The 20,745-nt window shown below is 67.7% G+C and carries 12 protein-coding genes; 7 read left to right on the plus strand and 5 right to left on the minus strand.

Annotation, left to right across the window (positions count from 1 at the left end):
• Positions 1–374: 374 nt before the first annotated feature.
• The 3 genes from M2351_RS26645 to M2351_RS26655 all read left to right on the plus strand — a co-directional run bounded on the left by M2351_RS26645 (position 375) and on the right by M2351_RS26655 (position 8,512).
• On the plus strand, positions 375–5,900 hold the full coding sequence (locus M2351_RS26645; RefSeq protein ID WP_264659069.1) for an LPD7 domain-containing protein: 5,526 nt from the start codon (positions 375–377) through the stop codon (positions 5,898–5,900).
• Between the two features lie 842 nt (positions 5,901–6,742).
• Positions 6,743–7,879, plus strand: a complete 1,137-nt coding sequence (locus tag M2351_RS26650; protein WP_264659070.1) for a hypothetical protein — start codon at positions 6,743–6,745, stop codon at positions 7,877–7,879.
• A 234-nt stretch (positions 7,880–8,113) separates the two neighbouring features.
• A complete protein-coding gene (locus tag M2351_RS26655) occupies positions 8,114–8,512 on the plus strand; it encodes a ribbon-helix-helix domain-containing protein (RefSeq protein ID WP_264659071.1) in 399 nt (132 codons plus the stop codon).
• 148 nt (positions 8,513–8,660) lie between these two features.
• On the opposite strand, the gene M2351_RS26660 is transcribed toward M2351_RS26655, so the two are convergent.
• Positions 8,661–9,371, minus strand: coding sequence for a hypothetical protein (locus M2351_RS26660; protein ID WP_264659072.1), 711 nt, complete (start codon positions 9,369–9,371; stop codon positions 8,661–8,663).
• 870 nt (positions 9,372–10,241) lie between these two features.
• On the opposite strand from M2351_RS26660, the gene M2351_RS26665 reads away from it, so the two are divergent.
• From M2351_RS26665 to M2351_RS26675, 3 genes are all read left to right on the plus strand, one after another.
• Positions 10,242–12,365: a hypothetical protein gene (locus M2351_RS26665; RefSeq protein ID WP_264659073.1), complete on the plus strand. Its 2,124-nt coding sequence runs from the start codon at positions 10,242–10,244 to the stop codon at positions 12,363–12,365.
• A gap of 22 nt (positions 12,366–12,387) precedes the next feature.
• Complete coding sequence (locus M2351_RS26670; protein ID WP_264659074.1) at positions 12,388–13,062, plus strand: hypothetical protein; 675 nt, start codon at positions 12,388–12,390, stop codon at positions 13,060–13,062.
• A gap of 376 nt (positions 13,063–13,438) precedes the next feature.
• Positions 13,439–14,614, plus strand: coding sequence for a COG3904 family protein (locus M2351_RS26675; RefSeq protein ID WP_264659075.1), 1,176 nt, complete (start codon positions 13,439–13,441; stop codon positions 14,612–14,614).
• A gap of 363 nt (positions 14,615–14,977) precedes the next feature.
• Here M2351_RS26675 and M2351_RS26680 read toward each other — a convergent pair whose 3' ends face one another.
• The 4 genes from M2351_RS26680 to M2351_RS26695 all read right to left on the minus strand — a co-directional run bounded on the left by M2351_RS26680 (position 14,978) and on the right by M2351_RS26695 (position 17,843).
• Complete coding sequence (locus tag M2351_RS26680) at positions 14,978–16,390, minus strand: nucleotidyl transferase AbiEii/AbiGii toxin family protein (protein ID WP_264659076.1); 1,413 nt, start codon at positions 16,388–16,390, stop codon at positions 14,978–14,980.
• A 7-nt stretch (positions 16,391–16,397) separates the two neighbouring features.
• Positions 16,398–16,691 carry a hypothetical protein gene (locus M2351_RS26685; RefSeq protein ID WP_264659077.1) on the minus strand — a complete coding sequence of 98 codons (294 nt, stop codon included), beginning with the start codon at positions 16,689–16,691 and terminating at the stop codon, positions 16,398–16,400.
• A gap of 123 nt (positions 16,692–16,814) precedes the next feature.
• The gene (locus tag M2351_RS26690; protein WP_264659078.1) at positions 16,815–17,303 is read right to left on the minus strand and encodes a hypothetical protein; all 489 of its coding nucleotides are present in this window, start codon (positions 17,301–17,303) and stop codon (positions 16,815–16,817) included.
• Between the two features lie 51 nt (positions 17,304–17,354).
• Positions 17,355–17,843 carry a hypothetical protein gene (locus M2351_RS26695; protein ID WP_264659079.1) on the minus strand — a complete coding sequence of 163 codons (489 nt, stop codon included), beginning with the start codon at positions 17,841–17,843 and terminating at the stop codon, positions 17,355–17,357.
• A gap of 230 nt (positions 17,844–18,073) precedes the next feature.
• Here M2351_RS26695 and M2351_RS26700 point away from each other — a divergent pair, with 230 nt between their 5' ends.
• On the plus strand, positions 18,074–20,452 hold the full coding sequence (locus M2351_RS26700; RefSeq protein ID WP_264659080.1) for a DEAD/DEAH box helicase: 2,379 nt from the start codon (positions 18,074–18,076) through the stop codon (positions 20,450–20,452).
• Positions 20,453–20,745 lie beyond the last annotated feature (293 nt).

The following is a 20,745-nucleotide window of genomic DNA, read 5'->3' on the forward strand; positions in this document are numbered from 1 at the left end:
CCACCCCGGCGGGCTCCGGCGCCGTGTGCCATCCCACACGAACGACTGGAACAACCAGCTGCGCTTGCCCAACCCGGCCCTCCTGTCCGCGGACTCCTACCGCAAGGACCTCTGCAAGGCGGCCCCGTCCCTGCCGCCTCCGCCCACCGCCCGGCCCGACCTGCTGCCGCATTGGCAAGCCTACGAGGCGGCCCGGCCGCACCTTGCCGGCGTGCTCGAATCCATCGCCCGCAGCGTTGACGCCTGGAACGACCAGAAGGGCGTCATCGACGACCGCAAGTTCGCCGACGCCCCGCTCGCCCGCGACCTGTGGAACGCCATCCACACGGGCATCTCCGCCGACACCCCCCCTCCCGGCCGCCATCGACGCCGCCGTGTCCGCCATCCTGCCGGCCTGGCACGCGTGGTACGCGCAAGCGGACGCGTACAGCCGCCTCGCCGAGCAACTGGGCCGCACCCTCGCCTGGGATCCGGAGCGGGAGCGCGTCGATCGCGTGCGCCTCGCCCGCGGTGGCGCCACCGACTACCTGACCGCCATCCGCGCGGAAATCCTCGCCCAAGCCCTCCCCCTCGACCGCGCCATCGCCGCCGCCGTTGCCGCGATCGACGCCCAGGACGGCGCCGCCCTCAAGGCGTCCCGCAGCGGCCGTGGCGAGCCGCCGCCCGACCGGACCGCCGCTCGCGACGCCCTGCTGCGCCTGCGCGCCCACATGGTCGCCCACCCCGACGATGTCACGCTCCCCCCGGCCAGCGTTCCCCTCCACCCCACCCTCGCCAGCCTGAGCGCCATGGCCCAGCGGCTCGCCGCCACCCCGGCCCCGCTGCCCGACCCCGCCACATGGCGGCCGACCGAGCCCGCGCACGATCCCGTCGCGGACGCCCGCGCCGCCGCCCAAACCGCGGCAACCTCCGCAACGACGGAGGACCCCGCCTCCCGCCCTTTCGCGGTTCCCGCGACCACGGTCGGGGCAAGTCCAGGCCCCGCCGTCTCCCCCGCGTCCCAATCCTCTCCATCCCCGTCATCACCCGCATCCTCTGACGCCGCACCCGACACCCCCACCATCGCGCCCGCGGCCCTGCCGCCGGCGCTCGCGGCGGTGCACGCCGCCCGTCAGGCGTGGGACGCCGCCGACCAACGCGCGCCAGCCGGCGACCATATCCCCGAGGACAGCGCGGAGCGCCAGGCCCAACACGCCGCCCGGCGCGCCGGCCACACCGACGCCGACATTGCCGCCGCCGCGCTGAACATCCCTTTGGCCGCCTACAGCATCGCCGCCGGCCTGCCCGCGTGGGGTGGCCGCCCGGGCTTGCTCCTCCCGGCCGAGGACAACAACGACCTGGTCGCGCTCCAGCAGGCCATCCTGTCCCACCGCGCGGCGGACCGCGCCGCCGCGTTCGCGGACGACCGCACCGCCGCCCGCTACAAGCTCGAAGGCGCCCAGCGCGCCGAGAACCGTGCCTGGGCCAGGGCGCATCTCGCCGGCCATTCCGAGGCGGTCATCCGCGCCGCCGTCGCGGCCATCACCCACCCGAGCCAACGCCGCCCGGCCGAACCGCTGGACACGGACGCGCTGTCCGCCGCCGGCACGATGCCCCCGCTCGACGCTATGGCCGACGACGCCCCGTCCGCACACACCCAAGGCATCGATGACGACGCCCGCGCCATGCCGTCGTTCGACGACGAAGACCGCCCCCCGACCGAGGACGAGATCGCCCTCGACCTCGCCCGCCGTCTGACGCAGGACGACGCAGCCGCCGACATGGTTCGCGACATCGACGACCTCCTCATCACGACCGACCACGAGGATGACGCCATCATGGACACCCTGACCCCGTCCCCCTTGTCCGCCGCCGACATCCTCGTCGCCGGGCAACGCGAGGCCGCCGACCGCGCCGCCGAACTCCAGGCCGCCAGCACCGCGGCCACCCGCGCCCGGGCCGACTCCGACGCCCGCCGCCTTCGCGCCGAAGACGCCCACAACCGCCGCGAAGGCATCGCCTCCGACACCACGGTCCGTCCGCCCAAGACCACCGCCAGCGGTCCGGGCAAGGACACCGCCCTCGGTGAAGAGTTTGGCGTCGATCATGCCCCCGAGAAGCAGCGCCACGCTTTCCTCAAGGACCTGGGCGAGTTCTATCGCACCCACTTCGCGGCCAAGCACGAGCAGGAGATCGCTCACGTCCGCATCCGCCCCGGCCAGTACGCCGACGATGTGAAGGTGGAATTCCGCGACGGGTCCTACATCCGCGACGACGGCCGCAGCATCATGCTGGACAGCAAGGGCACGCCGCAAAAGGCCGAACTCCTGATCGAAATCGCCGCCGCCAAGGGCATGTCCTCGGTGCGCCTGAAGGGCAGCCGGGAGTTCAAGATGGACCTCGCCAAGGCCTGCTACGAGCACGGCATCGAGGTCCTCAACCCGGAACTCCAGGACTACATGCGCCTTCTCGCCGACCGCTTCCCCGAGCGCGCCGGCATTCACGCAAGGGAGTCAAATTTCGAGGATCCGCACGCCGCCACCAACCAGCGGGCCACCACCCCGCCCGACAACCCGCCCCCCGCCGCCGATCCGTCCCCGACCAGCCCCGCCCCCAGCGGGCCACTTCCGTCCCCCGCCTCCGCCACCGCGACGCCCGAGGCGGGTCCCGGCGCCGCCACCCCGACCCTCGCCACCGATCCGCTGGCCAAGCGTCTCATCGACCTGACCGCTGCCCGTGTTGCGCGCGCCGAAGCGTCCCTGGCCGCCCTGTCCGCCTCGCTGGACCAACCCGCCGTGGACGCCGCGACCGAAGCCCTGGCCGCCGCGCGCGCAGCCCTGACCAAAGCCGAGCGCATCGCCGCGATCCGCGCCGGCACCCTCCACGACGACCCGATCATCACCGCGGCCCTCGCCGAAGACGACGCCCTGCGCCTGTGGATCGCGGACGAAGTCACCCTCGCCACAGACCGCGCCAACGCCACTCCGCCCGCCACCGCGCCCCGGATCGCTCGGTCCCACCCCCTCGCCACCCTCGCCGTCGCCCTCGCCGACGAGGGGGTCACCCGCGCCGCAGCCGTCCTCAGCGACGCCGAGGACGCCGGCCCGACCCAAGCCGCCGTGGACGCCGCACGCGCCGACCTGGCCCGCGCCACCAACGCCCGCGACACCATCCGCGAGATCGCCACGACCTCCCCCGCCGCGGCCCTGCTCGCCGCCACGCGCACGGTCATCGACGCCGAAATCGCCACCCTCGCCCCGCTCGTCACATCCGCCAACGACGACACGGAGGCCCGCCGCATCGACGCCCTGCGGGGCGTCACGGACGCCGACATCCTGACCGCCGCGGCCGCCATGACCAACCCGCCGGAGGCTGCCCTCGGCAAGTCCCTCGCCGCCACCCTGAGCGACGCCGCCCTGGCCGCCGCGCACGAACGTTGGAGCCAGGACGACGCCGCCGCGCCGACCACGCCGCCGGTTCCCGAGAGCACGTCCGCCACCCCGCAGACCGGCACCGATCCGCTCCCACCCGACCCGCAGGTCATCGCCAGCCTGGTGTCCGCGAACCTCCAGGACATTGATCGCACCGCATTCACGTCCATGTCCTGGAGCGACTTCAGCGACGAGCGCAGGGACACGGAGTCGAGCGCCTGGGACCTCCAGACCGCCATCGTGGACGCCCTCCGCGCCAACGGCCTACCCGCAACCGACGCCTCCGTCCAGGCCACCTACGAGGCCTTCCGCGCCCCGGCGGACCAAACCCCACCCATCACCGCCCCTCAACCCACCGCGGCCTCCCCCGTCGGCGACGCCGATGCCGCCGCGCAAAGCGCGATATCCGTGGCTTCCAGTCCTGCCCTCATGCCCCCCGACCCCGTCGCGGATCTTCACTCCGCTCTCGCCACCCTCGCCACCCCCCAGGCCCCCGAAGTGGTTCGCGCCCACGCCGCCATGAGCGCCGCCGAGGCCCGCACCCAAATCGAAGCCGCCCTGTTTGCCGCCCAAACCGACGCCGCCATCACCGCCGCCACGCCTCCGGCCCTCGCGCGGCTCGACGCCACCCTGCTCGAGGCCTTCGACACGGTGGCCATCGGCCGTCAGTGGCTGTCCATGACCGCCGCCCGTTACGGCAACGCCCCCGCCGCGCTGACCGCCGCCCTGCGCTTCGACCCGAACGGCGCCATCAATGGCGTCGCGGAACCGGAAACCACCGCCTTCCTGTCCCGCCTCGCCGACACCATCGACGCCGACCCGGCCGCCCTGCAGGCACAGCAACCCCCGGCCCTCGACCCGGCGGGCGTGGCCCGCGAGGAACGCATCGCCTCCCTGTCCATCGCCCTCGCCGAGGCCCCCGGCCACGACGCCCTGCGCACGGCTGAACTGAAGCACCTGGCCACCGTCGACCTCGATTACGGCATCCACGACGCACCGACCGAGGCCTACGCCGCCCGCGTGACGCCGGTGGTCGCCGCCCTGCAAGCCACCAGCCTGCTTGACTGGACCATCGATGCCCACCTCCCGGGTTACCGCGACGCCGGGCTGGCCCGTCAGACCCTGCTGGCCAACGGCCTGCCCTTCCTCGACGGCCCGGCCCGCGCCGACATCCAGGCCGCCGCCGAGGCCGCCGGCCGTGCCAACCGCGCTCTTCTCGCCGCCGATTCCACCATCACACCCGACCACCTCCGCCAGGGCGCGGACCAGCGCATCGCCACCGCGGACGGCATCGTCGCCGCCCTGATCATGGCGCCCGCACCGCTCCCGCGCCCGACCGACCCGACCGCCGTTGCCATCCACGCGACCGCCCGCGCCTTCCTGGCGGCCGCGACGTCGGCCCAGCGCGCTCTGGCCGCCGCCACCCTCCTCGACCTGCTCGTCGAAACCCGCCCCACCGTCGCGTCGCTCGAAACCTCCCTCCTGGCGCCGCTCGCCGCCGCCGAGCGGGAGGAAAGGAACGCCGCGTCCGACCTGAAATTCCGCGCGGTCAACCTGCGCGACGCGGTCACGGCCCTGTACGCCGACCCGGCCGCCGTGCTGGCCGCGCTCGACGCGACGCCGGCCGCCGCCCGCGCCGCGTGGATCGCCACCCCTCCGGCCGTGGCGGACCTCGGCCCGCGGCTCACCGTTGACGAGACCGCGCCACACGCCGACCACCACGCCAGCCAGTTCGCCGAAGCCCACGCGATCTTCCCCGACGCCGTGCGCGCGTGTGCGCAAGCCTCCGTCGCCCACGCCGCCGCCGCCCACGCCGCCACCCAGGCCCGCGCCGCCGTCGCCGAGACCCCGAACGCCCCGGCCGCGCAGGAGATCCGCGCCGCCATCCGCGACGCCATTCCGTGGTCCAGTCTCCCGTCCGCCTCCGGCACCACCACGTCCGACGTCCGCCTCTCCGTCGTCGGCACGACCACCGACCTCGATGCCGCGGCGGCTGTCCTCTATCACGCCGCCGCCCCGGCGTCGCACAGCCTTAGCGCCGCCGACCTGGCCCGCGACCCGACCCTCTCTCCGGCCGATCGCGACACCCTCGTGACCTGGCTGCACCTGGACGACACCCTATCCCAGGCCTCCGAAGCCCAGACCGCCGCGCGGTCCCCCACCGCCGCGCCAGCCGTCCGCCTGCAGGCGCTCACGACCGCCGAGAACGCCATCCTGGAAGTCGCCATCGCCACCCAGCAGCTGGGCGCCACGCCCACGAACCGCGCGTTTCACGTGGCCCTCGGCGATTTCCAGGCGGCCGCGCACGCGCTCGCCCACCAGGCGGCGCGGCTCATCCAAGCCGACCCAGCCAGCCTCCAACACGCCCTCGCCCACGGAGCCGAGTACTCGCTCACCACCCATCGTGCTCCGGATGCTCCCCCCCAGTCCGACCACCGGTCGCCAGAGCACGACCAGGCCGCCGACGCGGTGGAGCCAGAGATGGCGTGATCAACAGGATGGACGAGGCGGCCCGGCCCGCCTCGTTACCGTCACCCGGTCGGTACCGCTTTCCCGCTCCCCCGACGCCCCCTCACCGGTTCTCCTCCCGCGCCGGGCCTCCCCGTCGGTACCGCCGCCGCTGCGCAATGCGGCGATTGGGCCCGACGACCGTCGACCATCGTTGCCGTGGAAACGACCCGTCTCGCGCCTCCGCGGTGCACGGCCCGCGCTCTGCGGCCACGGCTCGCCGCCCCGCCACGCCGCGCGCGCTTGCCGCCTCGTCGTGCGCCACCGTGGCTCGCCGTTCCCGCCATGCCTGCGGCCCGCCGCCCATGCCTCGCTCCCGCCACGACGTCCCTCCTCCGCCTCTCTGACCACGCTCGCTCTCCACTTGGACGGATCCGCCCTCCACCGACTCGCGTGGCCACCGTGTTGGGCCACGCTGCGACTGACCCACCCACGCCATTGAACGGCTCCGAAACGCGCCTTGCATCGTGACTCAGAATCCCCATGACACCTGACCCCGATGCGAGGCCTTCCACGATGGGACCGCTCTTGCAGGCTTGTGACGACAAAGTTTGCTGCGCGGATCCACATCACGGTTCGCCCCGTCTTGGTGGGAACCATGCCCGAAGATGTCGGTTCGACCGCAGCCTGGCTCGGCGCTCGGGCCGTGGTTCCGCATGCCGTGCCAGTTTTACCGTGGTTTCAGGGTCAATTCGTGTGTGGTTCAGGGGGGTCTCCCTATGGTCCGTGTCACCGCCACGCCACCGTTCCCCTTGACCCGCCCGACCCCGCGTGCGCTAATCCGCCATCCGATATCCGCTTCTGACAACGTGAGGCCCGTCGCCATGTCCCGCCGCCGAACGCTCGCCGCCAGTGTCGCCGCCGCCCTTCTGACGACGGCTCTCGCCGCCCAGGCTCAGCCGGTGTCCACACCGACGACCGTCGCGCCCGCGTCTCCGGGCCCGGTCGCCGCTTCGGTGAAGCCTGGCTCGGGCACCAGTTCGGCCGTCGCCACTCCCGAGCATACCGCGGGCGTCGACAGCAAGGATCCCACCGCCGCTCCCGTCCTGGCGCCACTCATCGCCGACAGCGACCGCCTGACCGCCGCCAACGACCCGAACCGTTACTCCAAGCCGCGTTTCCTCACCAACGATCCGCATTCCGGTCTCGACGTGTGGTTCATGGCCACCAAGGACAACGACGTCCGCATCGTCTACACGAACCCGGCCGGCACCGCGATCATCGGCGGCAAGCTGTTCGCGGTGAACCCCACCAATCCCGGCGGCGACCTCGTCTACCTGCTCGGCCAGCACACCATCGCCGCTATTGCCGTCCTCGCCAGCGAAGGCAAGCTCCCGCCCCCCTCCGCCGCGGCGGGGCCCGACCAAACGGCGGCCACGCCCGTCACCCCATCCACATCCCGCCCCTCCACCGCCAGCCCCCAAGCCGTCCAATCCCGCCCGCCGTTGAAGGGAAGTGCCATGCTCGCCGCCTTCGACGCCGCCACCTGGATCGAGTCCGGCACCAACCCCACCGCGCCGCTGATCTACGCGGTGGTCGACCCCGAATGCCCGTACTGCGCCAATTTTACCGCGGCCATTCTCCCGGAACTCGACGCCGGCCGCGTCCGCGTCCGCTGGCTCGTCACCGCCCCGCTCGCTGCCGGCAACGGCGGCAAGAGCTTTGTGTCCGCGACCAACATTCTGTCCGCTCCGGCGGCCGACCGCTCCGCCGCCTGGATTGACCACGCCGAACGCCGGCCCGCCAAGCCGTCCGACGCTGCGGCCCAGTCCACCGCCCGCGCCGAGGTCGCGGCCAACGACCAGATGCGCATGACCATGCTCGACGCCAACGGCCTGTCGGGCGTCCCCTTCCTGTTCTACCGCACCAAGGATGGCCAGATCGGCTATCGTCTGGGCATCAACGCGTCCGACGTCCCCGCCCTGGTCACGTCGCTCGGCCCACTCCACACCGGCCGCTGAGCGCGTTCCCGCGCTCTCCGGCCCGCGACGCGTCACCACGCCCCCGTTTCGCCAGCCCCCGCCCCGGTTCGCCAGGGCGGGTTTTGCGTAGGCCCACCCGCCCGGGCGCCTGTCCCCTTCTTGCTCCACACAACGCCCGTCTCGCGATGTGAAGTATCTCACATTCCGAACGCCTCATACATCGGTATGGTCCGAGGCATTCCACGCTTCCATTCCTCAGCACGAACGCCAGCCATGCCTCGCACCTCGCACGCCGCCCGCACCGCGGGCCCCACAATTTTCAGGATCAACGGCCGCCGCACCTCGCTCGCCTTGGAGGACGCGCTGATTGAAAACCTCCGCGACATTGCGCTGCGCGAAGGCACGACCCCCAGCGCCATACTGTCCGCCGTCGAGACGGAGATCGCGGCCACCGGATCGTCCGCCAATCTGACCAGCGCGATCCGTGTCCACATTGCCAATTACTACCGCCATGCCGCCGAATCCGCCGCCGCGGAACTGGCCGCCCTGAAGCACGCCTTGGCGACCGCCCGGCTCGCCGGCGACCCCCGCCCGCGCGTCCGCAGCGGGAAGGCTGCGCTCAATCGCCCGCCCCTCCCCACCACCCCGGCCGCCCGCTTCGTCGGCGCTTGACGCGGCAAAGCCCGCCGCCGGCCGCCGTAACGTCTGCGCCGAAAGCGGGTTTCATCCCCTACCGGGCGTCCGCACGGCCTCTCGCCCGCCTCGACGCCGCCTGCCCTTAGACGCGCCACGCACCGCGCGGGTCCTGCACCCGGATCGCCTACTCGGCCAGCGGCACGAACACTCCTGTTTTCACCGTCGGCCCCGCTGCAAAGCCTCCGCTGCCGTCGCCGGCGTTCGCCGCCCGCTCGCCCTGTTCGGCCTGTTCGCGGCTCAGACGCTCCACCTGGGCCTGCAGCGCCCGCTCCGCCTCTTGCACCCGCCGTCGCATCCCGTCCGGAGCGGCCAATCCCGAGCCTCCACCTCCTCGGCCCGCCCCATCCGCCGCCGCGGCGGCCGCCGGGCGCGGCGGCAACGGCCCAGGGCCGCCCCAACCCGCCGCCCCGCCCAACACCACCCCGGCCGAGCCCGGCGCCGGCGCCACGCCCATTCCCGCTCCCTGGCCCGGCGTCGAACAGGTCGACGGCCAGACCTTCGCCGCCGCCATCGTTCCCAGCCGGGACCATGATTCCTCGCCGCCCATGGCTGCCGCCCCACTGAGCACCCCGCCCAACCCCGCGATCGCCATCCACGACACTACCGCGGCCACTTTCCAGCTGCTTCTCCCGCTGCCGCTCTCCGCCCGCAGAACCGTGTCGACGAGCAGTTCCGCGAGTGTCACCATCGCCTCCTGTGCCACACCGTGCCGGTGCGCCTCATAGGCCAGCAGCGCCACGTCGGCGAGCCCGCCGCCCCGCCGCCACACGATGGTCACCCGGTCTTCGGTCGTCTCCACGTCCAGGCGCCCGGCCACAAACGTCGCCCTCGGCACCACGACGACTCCACCGTTCAACGCCAGAGGATCGAGGATTACAACGGCTTTCCGCTTCACGCGCAACTCAACCATGACGAGGCTCCTCGACGGGCAGTGTCTCCATTTTTGGCATTATATCCCGTCATCCGTTTTTCGCGAACGGCATTCGTGCCATAACGCCGGTGTTGTCCGCCGACGGCCCCTGCCCCCACCGCAAGCATGGTTGCCCATGAATGGATCTCTGAGCCAGGGGACAAAGCTGATCATCGGGGAAACAGGACAAGGGCGAGAAAACAGCTTGTGCTTTCTCTCCGAACCGTTGGCCATCCCCCTGTTCACATAAAGCACTGACTCTACGGACCCTCATGCTGGCCAACTGCTCTTTCAGACCCTAGGCCAATCTCTCGGGTAAGATGGCATCGGGCTCCTGAGTCCCTTACCCAAGCCAACTGGAGTTTCTGACAACAAACCCCTTTCTCAATTAACATGGCAACGGGTTTCCGAGTCCAAAAGCCAGACAATATGGCACTTAAGGGCAATGAGTCGGATAAGGGCAATGAGTCGGATAAGGGCAATGCCATTTCAGGAACTATCATAAGCGAGACGCGTTGAGTCTATAGCCGAAACCTCATTGCCATTTGTTTTGCGTCGTTTTCCCGGCCGTTCGTCTGTCGGATTACATCGATCATGTTACTACATAAGATCTCATTTGTTTTGAGCGTTGCGGCGAAACACGCCACTACGCGACTTGTTGTGTCTCATGAAAGGCGCGTTGCAACGACCTTTACCGGCCTCGCCCGGTTTTTTTCCGAACGACTTCGCTCTTTCGAGGACAACGAGCGCATACCTGCGTTCTGTCCCGCATTCAATCTTCTGTGGAGGATTACCATGGAGCATCACGTTCTGATGGGCGAACTCCTGTCCGTCCGCGACGAGTTGGGCTGCCGAAACAGCGCTGTGGCCGCCGCCATGGGCATGACCGATTCCAGCTTTTCCAGGGTTTTGAAAAAGAGTGAAGTGGGCCTGACCGAAGCGTACCGCTTCTTGACGGCCTGCGGATTCCCCCACCCCGACAGGTTCCTTAATTTTCAGAACTCCCGATGGGAAAAACTCGGCTTGGACCGAGTAAGCTGGAGGCATCCTGACCGCGACTACCTCTATGACCTTGTCCGTGCTGTGGAACGCCTCGACCTTTTTACCAGCAGCACCAAATGCGATGTAATCCTGATTCCGCGCGTCAAGCGCCTGCGCGAACAGATGGTCGGTGTGGCCAAATTCCTGGCCAACCGCGAGCACACTATTGCCTTCATGGGAGAGGCCGGCCGGGGCAAGACGACCGTCATCTGTTCCCTGATCGGCCTGATGCTGGACGACAGGACCGGGTTGCCCACGAGCGCTGGGCTCACCACCCTGTGCGAGATGGCGTTTTGCTCAGGAGTGGAGCCCGCCGTCGATATCGTGCCCTGCCCAGATGAGGACGTTGCCACATGGGTCAGACAGTGGCTGGATTCCAAATGCAGTCTCAATGAAACACCGGTCACGGCGGAGATCGCCAAGGCGCTCCTCAACATGTCCGACCTGGCCGACCGGGAGAAGCGGGCCAGGTTGAAAACGTCAGGGGGAAGCCCGGCACCGTCGCCGCTCGAAGCGCTGTGTCAGAGTTTTGCGGATCCTGATGAACGTTTCCAGGAAGTCATGCGGCGGGTGAACCTTCCGGGACGTAAGACGGTGCGAATGGTCTGCCCGGACGGCGCTGATCCCACGGAATGGATCTGCAGCACGGTCACGCGCATCAACAACGGCAGCCATCCCGATGTCACGATCCCGCTGAAGATCACCATCACTCTGCCTCGGGAGCTTGCGCCGGACCTCCCGTTCCAAATCTCCATCGTCGACACCAAGGGAATCGACGGCACCACCAAGCGCCAGGACCTCTTCACCCTGGTCGAGGACGCACGAACGCTGTCGGTCCTCTGCTCGGCCTTTACGTCGGTCGACACCGCCGTGCTGGACGTTATCCGCGAAGACGAGGAGCGGGGCACCAAGGCCGCTCGGGACCAGCGCCTGTGCGTGTTGCTGCTCGCAAAGTGGGATGAAGCCCTGCAGGTCCTCGGTGACGATCAACTGCCTGTGGAGGACGCCGAAGAGGGATACGAGGTCAAACGGGTGCAAATCCAACGTTCCCTCACCAGTGGAAAGGTCAGCGACGTTCCGATTTCCCTCTTCAACGCCCGCAAGGACAAACCCGCGACGCTTTGGGCAGAGCTTCTCACCTTCATCGAGACCCTGCGCGAACCGAAGCGTCGGGCCGCCACCGCATACGTGTCTCTCGTCGATCGCTTGGAACAGGACACGGATTTGGTCCGCGTCGAAGAGGGAAACAGAGTCATTGCCCAACACCTAACCGAACTGGTCAAAAGGGTCAGGAGCCTTCCAGCGATCACTCGGGATCCCCGCGCCGGGTTTCTAAAGGGCTTCCGGCGTGCTCACGCAAGCTCTCTGGCCGCGTCTATGCGCCGTCAGGGCCTCTACGCCGGGTTTTCCGTTCCATTGCTCATCGCCACCGAATGCCGCACTATCGCCAATGACGCGTCAGGCCCCGCCATAAAGAGCATCGAGGAAGCCATTCGGCAAATGAATGGCCTGTTCGGTGATTTTGCCCCCGTCCATGTAAGCCTGGAGGCTATGGGCAGCGATTTTGACGACGCCCAAACCATGTTTCTTTTCTTTGTCGAAGATCACGCTCGTCGTCTTTTCGAAAACTTCTTTACGGGCGAAAAGGGCACGGAGTGGTGGAAGCGCATCCAGGACGAATATGGCCGCGGCACGGGCTACAAGGGGCGCGTCCAAACGCGCTTCGACGACTGGCTTGAGCATTGCCCACATTTCACTGAGATGGTTGAGCAGGTCCGCGCGAACATTCATACCCAATGGCAGAGCACCGTGGTCGAATGTCTGGAAAAGGCCATCAAGGATGCCCAGCCGAACGGACAAGACCCAGACGCAAGTTGATCAGGTGCCAGTTGTACCCACTATGGCCCAGGACAATGACGTCCTGGGCCGCCCCGCCAATCGCTTTGATCCGCGTGAGATCATGATTCTGACACCGACGCAAGCTTTGAACGCACTCGCACGGGCATGGCCCACCATCGTTGCCGAGTGCCGGCAGGTCCTCGGCTCCGAGCTGCACTACCAAGCCATGATCTACCATGCCCTGAGAATGACTTCCATTCAGGCCCAGCAGCTTGGCATGAACGTGCGGCAGCGCATCCCGGAACCGTCCACGTGCCACTTCCAAGGACAGGTTATTGTACGCGGGCCGTGCCTGACCGTGGCCGAAACCATCCCGGACATCGTCATCTTCCACCCGTTGGTGAATGGTGACTGGAGAGGCCGGAACTGTACCGAGACCTTGCGCCACATGCTGCTAATCGCCGAGGTCAAGGTGTCAGAGCGTGACGGCGGGCGTCTAGGCTATTCCGAGATTGCCCGCGACATCCGCAAGCTCATCGACAGTCGCCGTGAGGTCGTCCGATTCAACGCTCGTCCGGAAACTGCCATGATAATCGTTGACACAGCCCCCTCGGAAAAAGAGCGGATGCTACTCTCAGGTATCGACGCCGTGATGACGCTGTGCAGGGAACACAATGTGAGCTTTTTCTACATGAATTCGGAAACTGCGACCCACGTTCTGCTAAATTGTTGTTGAGCAGTACTGAAATGCCAAAGCCTCGCGCGATGATCTCGAGCTTCTTCTCAACCAAAGACAAGAGAAGTGGGCTGGCTGAGATATGTCGGCAATGAGACAAATTCCGCATGAAGCGGATCTCGTCGTGTTGTCACATTCGCAGGCGAAAATGGCGATAAGGCGTACTGAGTGGCATGTGCCAGACGGACGCTTGTATGGAGAACGACAGATCCGCCATGCGCGTCTCACTCGATGTAACCATTGCCATCGTCATCGCACGCGCGTGGAAACAGGGGTTATTCGCAATAAGCGACAAACTCGCACGAAAGCTCCACTGCGCTCGCTCCACCACGCTGCTTATACTATTGGAGGCCGCAGACACACGAACATGGGAACAATGATGAAAGCGAGCTTCTGGATGTCGTTGGCGGCTTTGGTGCTCAGTTCGGTGGGCGCCGTCGCCGCTGAGGATCAGCAGCCGAACCGGCGCATCGATCCCAACGCGCCGATGACCTTCACCTACACCGGGAACGGCGGGAACATGAAAGGGTCGGACTGGATCGCGGCCGAGGGCATGATCACGGCCGACACCCCGAAACGCTTCACCGAGTTCATGAAGCAGCACGGCGCCACCGATACGACGGTGCAATTCAATTCGCCCGGCGGCAATCTGCTGGCCGCCCTCAAGCTCGGGGAAATGATTCGTGACGCAAAGCTCGACACCGGCATTGGCCGGACGACCTTCCGCGAGGACGGTCAGAGCTGGTCTGCGAGGTCGCCAGGTATCTGCATTTCGGCCTGTGCCTATGCCTTTCTGGGCGGCGTCACGCGCTTTCTCGACAAAGACGACCGCTACGGGGTCCACCAGTTCTACGATGCTAAGTCCCTCGATGAACCGACGAGGAAGACGTTCTCGGCCGTCGACGTGTCGCTGAACCAGGTGCTCGGTGGGATTGTCCTTGAGTACGTGCAGCGCATGGGGGCGTCCCCGGGCCTCGTGGCGCTCGCGGGTTCCACCCCGCCCACAGAGGTGCGCTTCCTGTCGGAAGCCGAGGCAAAAAAGCTCCTCGTCGACAACACCGGCTCCAGCGACACAGGGTGGCGCATTGAGGCGAAAGGCGGCGGCGCGGTGCTGACAAACGAGGTGACGTATGTACCACGGCCGCCCGTCCATTTTGCCCTATTCTGTCGGGCCGGCAAAGGAGGCACCTTTCTCGGCATTTCCTCTTCAATGGCCTACCTCGACCGCTGGCTCAAGGAGGGATACGGCGTGCCGCAGCCGTTGTCGGCGGAGGAGGTTGCGGGTTCACTGGACCAGATTGAACTGTCGGGACGGGGTTGGAAGACGACGCTGGATACGAAGGCGATCGTTGGGGCCTCCATCGACAAGAACCGTCGGTTCACGATGCTGGTGGCGCTTTCAGCGGAAGTGACCAAGGCCATTCGCAAAAACGCGATTACCCGCGTTCGCTTCGATTTCCCGTTCCAGTACGCCGGCTTCCTGATCAGCGAGTTTCAGTCCGAGGTGCCATCGGAAGCCCTCGACTTGACGCTTAAGAACTGCATCCGCTAACGCTGCGAGGCAATAATTGTCTTTATCTCCGGCGTTCACCCACACGTTGCGCCGCGCGCCATGCCGTCCCGCCCAACGGCGCGCCACGGTGCCCAAACAGGCTGACGCTGCAAGCGAGCAGGTCCGCGGCATCTCCGGCCACAGCACCCGTGTCGGCATGGTCCAAGCCATGGCCGCTTCTGGCATCGATCTCGCCTCCATCACCGGAGCATCCACCCGCCTCGCCGCGGTCCAGGGACGCCGCGCGCAAAAAACGGAGCCTCCGCCTGAGGATCGGCTTTGACGTCGCATTCCGATCAATGTGTTCGGGGCAATGGCCTTGTGTCACCCTCGACACAGGCGGGTTGCTCCTGCGCCGCGAATTTATGCCATGCCCCACTCGTCGGGTTCTTGGTCTTGATCGGCCCCAGGAAGATACGTGCACAAATGATCACGCCACCAGGCCGGTAAATCACAGTCGGTTTGCACGGACTTTATCGTCAAATCCTTCTGCAGGCCAGTGATTGCCGCGATGACCCCAGGAAGAGACTTGTACGGCGACGCGCTGATTGCCGACAACTCGGTTGCCGAAATCGCTTGGGCCGCACTTAGGCGGTCGGGGTCTGGGATGCGGGTCTTCGCGAGGGCGTCTTCGGCGAGGACCAATGCCCCGTGCGCTTTGCTCCACTGCAACGCCGCCGTCGCCACCTCCCCCACCTTGCTCAACGCTTGCCGTCGTTCGCCGCTTTGCCACAGCAGGACCCCGGCCCCCCGCAGATCCCCAAAGCGTTCCGGCGAACGCACCACGTCCGCCAGAATGGCATCGGCCGCCGTTGTCGTGAGGTCGTGCGTGACTCGGGCGACCATGGCTTCGGGAGTCATGTACACCGGCCCAGCGGCGGTCCGAAGGTGTCTTTCCGCGTGTGCCCGCCGGAGGTCTGCGCGCATGACCTCTGTAGTGGCCCGACAGCGCCGCAAGAACGGTGCGTGTGCCGTCTTGGCGGCGGTTTCCAGCGCATGTGCGACGGACACGGCCTGCATGAGCGCCAAAAGCCGCCGCGCTGGTGACGGTTCCGCGGCCGCGATGTCCAGGTATGCGCGAAGCGGCCGTGACGGCGTCGGCGTCTCAGACCTCCACCACCCGGCGTCGCGGAAACTTGGACCCGAAACTGGCGCCCTGCTGCTCTTGGCGGCCGGTTCGGGCACGGCATCGACGAGGGCCTTGACGGCGGGCAGCGCGGTGCGGCGCAGCGGCTCCCACCGCTCAAAAATGACGAGTTCGTCGAGGGCCGCGGCCAAGTAGGGTTCCGGCAGCGCGTTCAGACGCTTGATGAGGGGCGTCTTCATCTCAGCCAGCTTCGGCAGTTGGTTGACCAGCGCCGCCTCATGTTCATGGAGGACGACCGCAACGTCGAAAACATCGCGCGGCGACAGATGTTCGCCCCGGTGATACAGCTTCTTCAACGCGATCTCGACGGGATGCTCCAGAGGAACCGTGTGCGCGCCAATTTCCGCCATGACCGGTGGAATGTCCGTGAACGATCCCGCGGCAATGAAATCGACGGCGCCCTCATCAAAACTGAGCTTGAGGTAATGAGCCGCTTCGCGATACGCGCCGGCATCGACCGCATCATTGAGTCGTGGGCTGAGAAAGGGCAGCAGCTGAGGATCGGGAAGGAAGATGTCGATGTCCTGGCTCTCCCGGTGTTGGTGCTGCGCCATCAGCGCCGTGCCACCGCCGAACGTCCAGCCGGGCACCCGAACGCCAAGTCGCTCGGTCGCGGCGATCGCCGCCATTGCCCGCTTAAGCAGAGACTCCCATACCGGCAAAAGCCACCTCCAGGTCTTTGTTCGTTGTGGCCGTTAGCTGCTCGACCATCCGGTAACTCTGGTACAACGTGGCTTGGTCAATCCCATGCAGCGTGGCAAACGCCACGATCAGGCCTCCATCGACCTCACCGAAGAAGTTCGCCAGGTGCGGGAGCAAACCCCGGTCGACCGTGACCACCGCGTCCGCCAACTCGACGGCACTCAGGTGCCGTTTCCACGGCGCGTTGACGGTGCAGAGCACCAGCCGATCGACCTGTTTCGGTTCCATGATGACGCCTCCCCATTCCACCCGGATCACAGTACACCCGTGAGCGCGCCCTAGTCACCGCACCGACGGTCAACGAAGCCAGGCCCTTACCTTTTTGCGGTCGGTTATCGGGGTTCCTGTCCATCAGTGAATGGTCGTCGTATCGCCCCCCGCTTCTGCCGTCAGCTTGGCGATCGCGTCCGCAACCCGGTCGACCAGGGCCTGATAGGCCTCTTTGGCCGCCACCGCTTCGGGCGATCCTGGAAGCGGCCGGTCGACCGGAGGATGGGCGATGAGGAACCGCTGCCGAATGGCGAGATATTCCGCCGCGGAGACACGATCGCTGGGGACGTGCCCCTCCACGAAGCAGTGCCCGTCCGGCGTCACCAGAAGATAGCGCGCATCGCTCGACGCCACACCGGCACCGCGCCACATGAGACGCACAACGCCGACCGACGCGCACACGGGCATGGCGTCCCAGCATCGCGTGCCGGCGATCCCCGCCATCGCCGCAAAGGTCTCGTCTTGGGTCAGCGGTCTGCCCAGATCCCCGCGGACTTGACCCAATGCCGTCCCGAGTTCGGCGGAAATGGTGGCCGCTTCGTCCGGTGTTCCCCTGAAACCTTCTCCCACGGCGTCCTCCTGTCTGTTGGCTCATGCGGTGCCGTTGCTTGCGGGCGTGGCTCAATGCCGTGTGGCGCTGCCGGTTTCGGCGGAAAGCTCGCGGAGGGCGGCCGAGGCCGTTGCGACCCTCTGAGCCAAATCATCGCTGAACGCGTGTGCGGCGCGAACCTCGGGGGAACCTGGACGGGGGCTACTGCCCGAAGCGCAATGGTCCCGATACCGGCGACGGATCTCCAGGTACACGCTGCGCTGACGCGGGTCTTCGGGAAGTTCGCCTTCGACAAACACGTCCGCACCGATGACCCACAGGTAACGGGCATCAGCAAGCGGCACGTTTTCCCCCCGCCAGACAATCCTCAGCGCTCCGACGGCCTCAACCCCGGGCAGAATGTCCCAGCAGGGGGAGCCGACCACATGATTGATCATGAACGCCAGATCCCACAGACCCGGCGGCGGCCCGCCCTCCGCCATCACAGCCGTCAGTTCGGCGCGCAGCTCCTTCGCAAACGCCGACACGTCGTCGGGCGTGCCGCGGTACACGTTGCTCATAGCGTCTCCAAGAGTCGGGTGTTCGCGGGCGGTTTCACCGCGGGTGGACGGTCTCGTGAACCGTAAGGGCTCTACCCACCCTCTGTTCGTTTTCATCCGTGCCACCATAGCCCACTCGCCGCCACTCGAAAACCGATATTGCCCTTCCGCCGTCCATTTTCGTCCGCTATTATCCGCTCCACCGCTGCCCGCCCGCACGGCGCCCCCTTCAACCAGAGCCACCCCGCCTCATGGACGGTTCCGCCACCATCGCCGCGTCGGCCCACGCCGGTCCTGCGGTTGCCCTCACCGCGGTCGCCTCCCCCTCCGCCGCTTCAGAGACGTCCCCGGCGCCGCTCACAACCGCCACATCCGGCCACCCCCAGCCCTACGTCCTGACCGCCGAGCGCGACCTCTTTGCCCCGGTCCCGACCTTCTGGCTCAGTGGCACCGGCGACACTCGCGCGCTCGCCTCCCGCACTGGCCTCATCCTCGACCGCACCCGCACCCAGTACCGCTGCCCGACGCCCTACCACGCCCGGCTCCTCTGGTGCTACGCGGACGCGGCTGCCGACCAGGCCCTCAAGGACCTGTTCCCCCGCTTCAGCCGCCCCGCGCGTCCCCGTCATGTCCCCTTCGTCATGGCGACCAACGACCGCATCATCTGCCTGACCGGCCCCGACAGCCACCACCTTCCCAAGGCCGCCGGATTCACCTGGAACGAGCATCACCAGCTCTGGCAGACCCACGACCTGCGCCACGCGATCACCCTGCACGACATCGCGGAGGACGACCTGCACCGCCGCCTCCAGGTCATCGCCGCCTTGCCGTTCGATCGCCTTGCCGACGTGGCCGTCGCCGACCTCGTCCAACTGCCCCCGCCCGACGCCAGCGACGGCGACGGCGCGGGGGATGACGGCGCCGACGGCGCCCCCAATCCCGGCAGCGATCCCGTCCTTGAGTTCGACCCGGACTCCGGCCTCTACACCTGCCGCCACCCCGCCGCCAAGGGCGCCGGCTTCCGGCCCCGCGCCGGAACCCACGTCAGCAACGACTTCGAGCAGGCCCAGCAGCTGCGCGCCTACGCCACCGACGCCGCCGAGCTTCGCCTCCAGGCCGAGGCGATGATCCGGTGCGTTCCCGACCCCAACACCCCCGACCCGCGCCCGATCCCGGAATCGCCCACCGCCCCTTTCCCGTTCGGCCCCGATCAGAAGGACGGCATCCGCTTCGCCGGCACCCGCCGCGGCGCCCTGATCGCCGACGACATGGGCACCGGCAAGACCGCCCAGGCCCTCGGCGTCATCAACGTCGAACAACCGCGCCTCGCCCTCATCCTCGCCCCCGCCGGCCTGCTCAAGAACTGGCTCGCGGAGTGCGGCAAATGGCTGGCCCCGCCCAACGTCGCCGCCATTTTCGGCACCGCCGCGCGCCGGAAGAAGGGCGCCCCGCCCCCCGACCGCTCGACCTTGCCGCCCGGCACCAACGTCCTGATCGTCTCCTACGAACTGCTGGCCAAGCTCACGGCCCTGCACGACATCGCCTTCGACATCCTCATCTGCGACGAGGCTCAAGAGATCAAATCCGAAGACACCAAGGCGGGCCGCGTCGTTTACACCCAGATCGCCCCGCGCGCCGGCAAGCTGATCTGGATGACCGGCACCCCCGTCTGGAACCGACCCCAGGATCTCTGGGCCCCGCTGCACGCCCTCGCCCCCGACGTGTTCCCCCACAAGGCCAACTTTCACCGGCTCTACAAGGTCAACGACCCGGAAAAGATCACCCCCGCACAGCGTCAACGTCTGGACTTCCTCGCCAACCTTCTCAAGAGCGGCATCATGATCCGCCGCTTGAAGGAAGACGTCCTGGATTTGCCGCCCAAAGAGCATGACATGATCGACGTCCCGCTCGACCCGGACGTTCTGCAGCGGATCCGGGAGCGCGACGCCAAGGTGGAGGAGGCCCAGCACGCGGCGTCGGACGCCTCGGGCAACGCCGCGAAGGCCAGGCACCGCACCCTCTTCTCGGAGATCGCCCGGCTGCGCAAGGAAGCCGGCGAGGCGAAATACGATCACGTCCTCGGGATGGTCCTCGCCTTCCTGCGGCAGGAGCCGGTGCCACCGGGCGGAGTCCGCGCCCGGCCCGCCGTGATCTTCGGCCGCCACCGTCACCTCCTGCGTCGCATGCACGCCGACCTCACCGCCGCGGGCTACACGGTCGACCTTGCCACCGGCGACGTCACCGCCGGGTCGCGCCAGAAGCGTGTCGACCATTTCCAGGCCGGTCACAGCGACGTCATCGTCGGCAGTCTGGACGGCGCCGGCGTCGGCTACACGATGATCCGCGCCTGCGATTTCTTCGTCTACGAATTGGATTACACCCCCGCTCTGATGAAGCAGGCCATCGATCGCATTCACCGACGCGGGCAGACCCGCGTCTGCCGCATCCGCTGGCCGATCATCAACGGCACGATCGAGGCCCGCGTCGCCCGTCTCTTCGTCGCCAAGGACGCCGTCGCTCAGTCGGCTTTGGGCGATCACCTGGTCGGCATGTTTGCCCCGCACGACCTGCTCCGCCACCCCGCCATCACCGACCCCATCGCCCCCGACATTCCCGCCGACGCCGCGTGAGTCCGCCGCGCGCCGCGTGGCACGGGGGCGGCCAGCTCGTCCCGTGGCCTCTCATCCTGTGGCCACGCACACGGGCAAAGCGCCTGGACGCGGACGCCGCGCGTCCGGCGGGCTGGCCACTCGGCGCCCTGGCGCCGGACACGGGGGGCGCCTTGCCCCTTGATCCCGACAAAGAGAGAGGGGGCGAGGCCACCCCTGACCTCGCCCCCTCGTCCCTCGCCAGGAGATGGAGCCCGCCAGGCCTCCATCTCCACCCTACCGTGGTGGACGGGCGCGCTCGCCGCGCCTCCCGT

This window comes from Azospirillum canadense (genome assembly GCF_025961225.1).
Lineage (GTDB): Bacteria > Pseudomonadota > Alphaproteobacteria > Azospirillales > Azospirillaceae > Azospirillum > Azospirillum canadense.

What these genes read in the sequence shown, in the direction of transcription:
- M2351_RS26650 (WP_264659070.1), top strand. Translation starts at nt 6,743, where the DNA reads ATGTCCCGCCGCCGAACGCTCGCCGCCAGTGTCGCCGCCGCCCTTCTG.
- M2351_RS26655 (WP_264659071.1), top strand. Translation starts at nt 8,114, where the DNA reads ATGCCTCGCACCTCGCACGCCGCCCGCACCGCGGGCCCCACAATTTTC.
- M2351_RS26665 (WP_264659073.1), top strand. Translation starts at nt 10,242, where the DNA reads ATGGAGCATCACGTTCTGATGGGCGAACTCCTGTCCGTCCGCGACGAG.
- M2351_RS26670 (WP_264659074.1), top strand. Translation starts at nt 12,388, where the DNA reads ATGGCCCAGGACAATGACGTCCTGGGCCGCCCCGCCAATCGCTTTGAT.
- M2351_RS26675 (WP_264659075.1), top strand. Translation starts at nt 13,439, where the DNA reads ATGATGAAAGCGAGCTTCTGGATGTCGTTGGCGGCTTTGGTGCTCAGT.
- M2351_RS26680 (WP_264659076.1), bottom strand. Translation starts at nt 16,390, where the DNA reads ATGGCGGCGATCGCCGCGACCGAGCGACTTGGCGTTCGGGTGCCCGGC.
- M2351_RS26685 (WP_264659077.1), bottom strand. Translation starts at nt 16,691, where the DNA reads ATGGAACCGAAACAGGTCGATCGGCTGGTGCTCTGCACCGTCAACGCG.
- M2351_RS26695 (WP_264659079.1), bottom strand. Translation starts at nt 17,843, where the DNA reads ATGAGCAACGTGTACCGCGGCACGCCCGACGACGTGTCGGCGTTTGCG.
- M2351_RS26700 (WP_264659080.1), top strand. Translation starts at nt 18,074, where the DNA reads ATGGACGGTTCCGCCACCATCGCCGCGTCGGCCCACGCCGGTCCTGCG.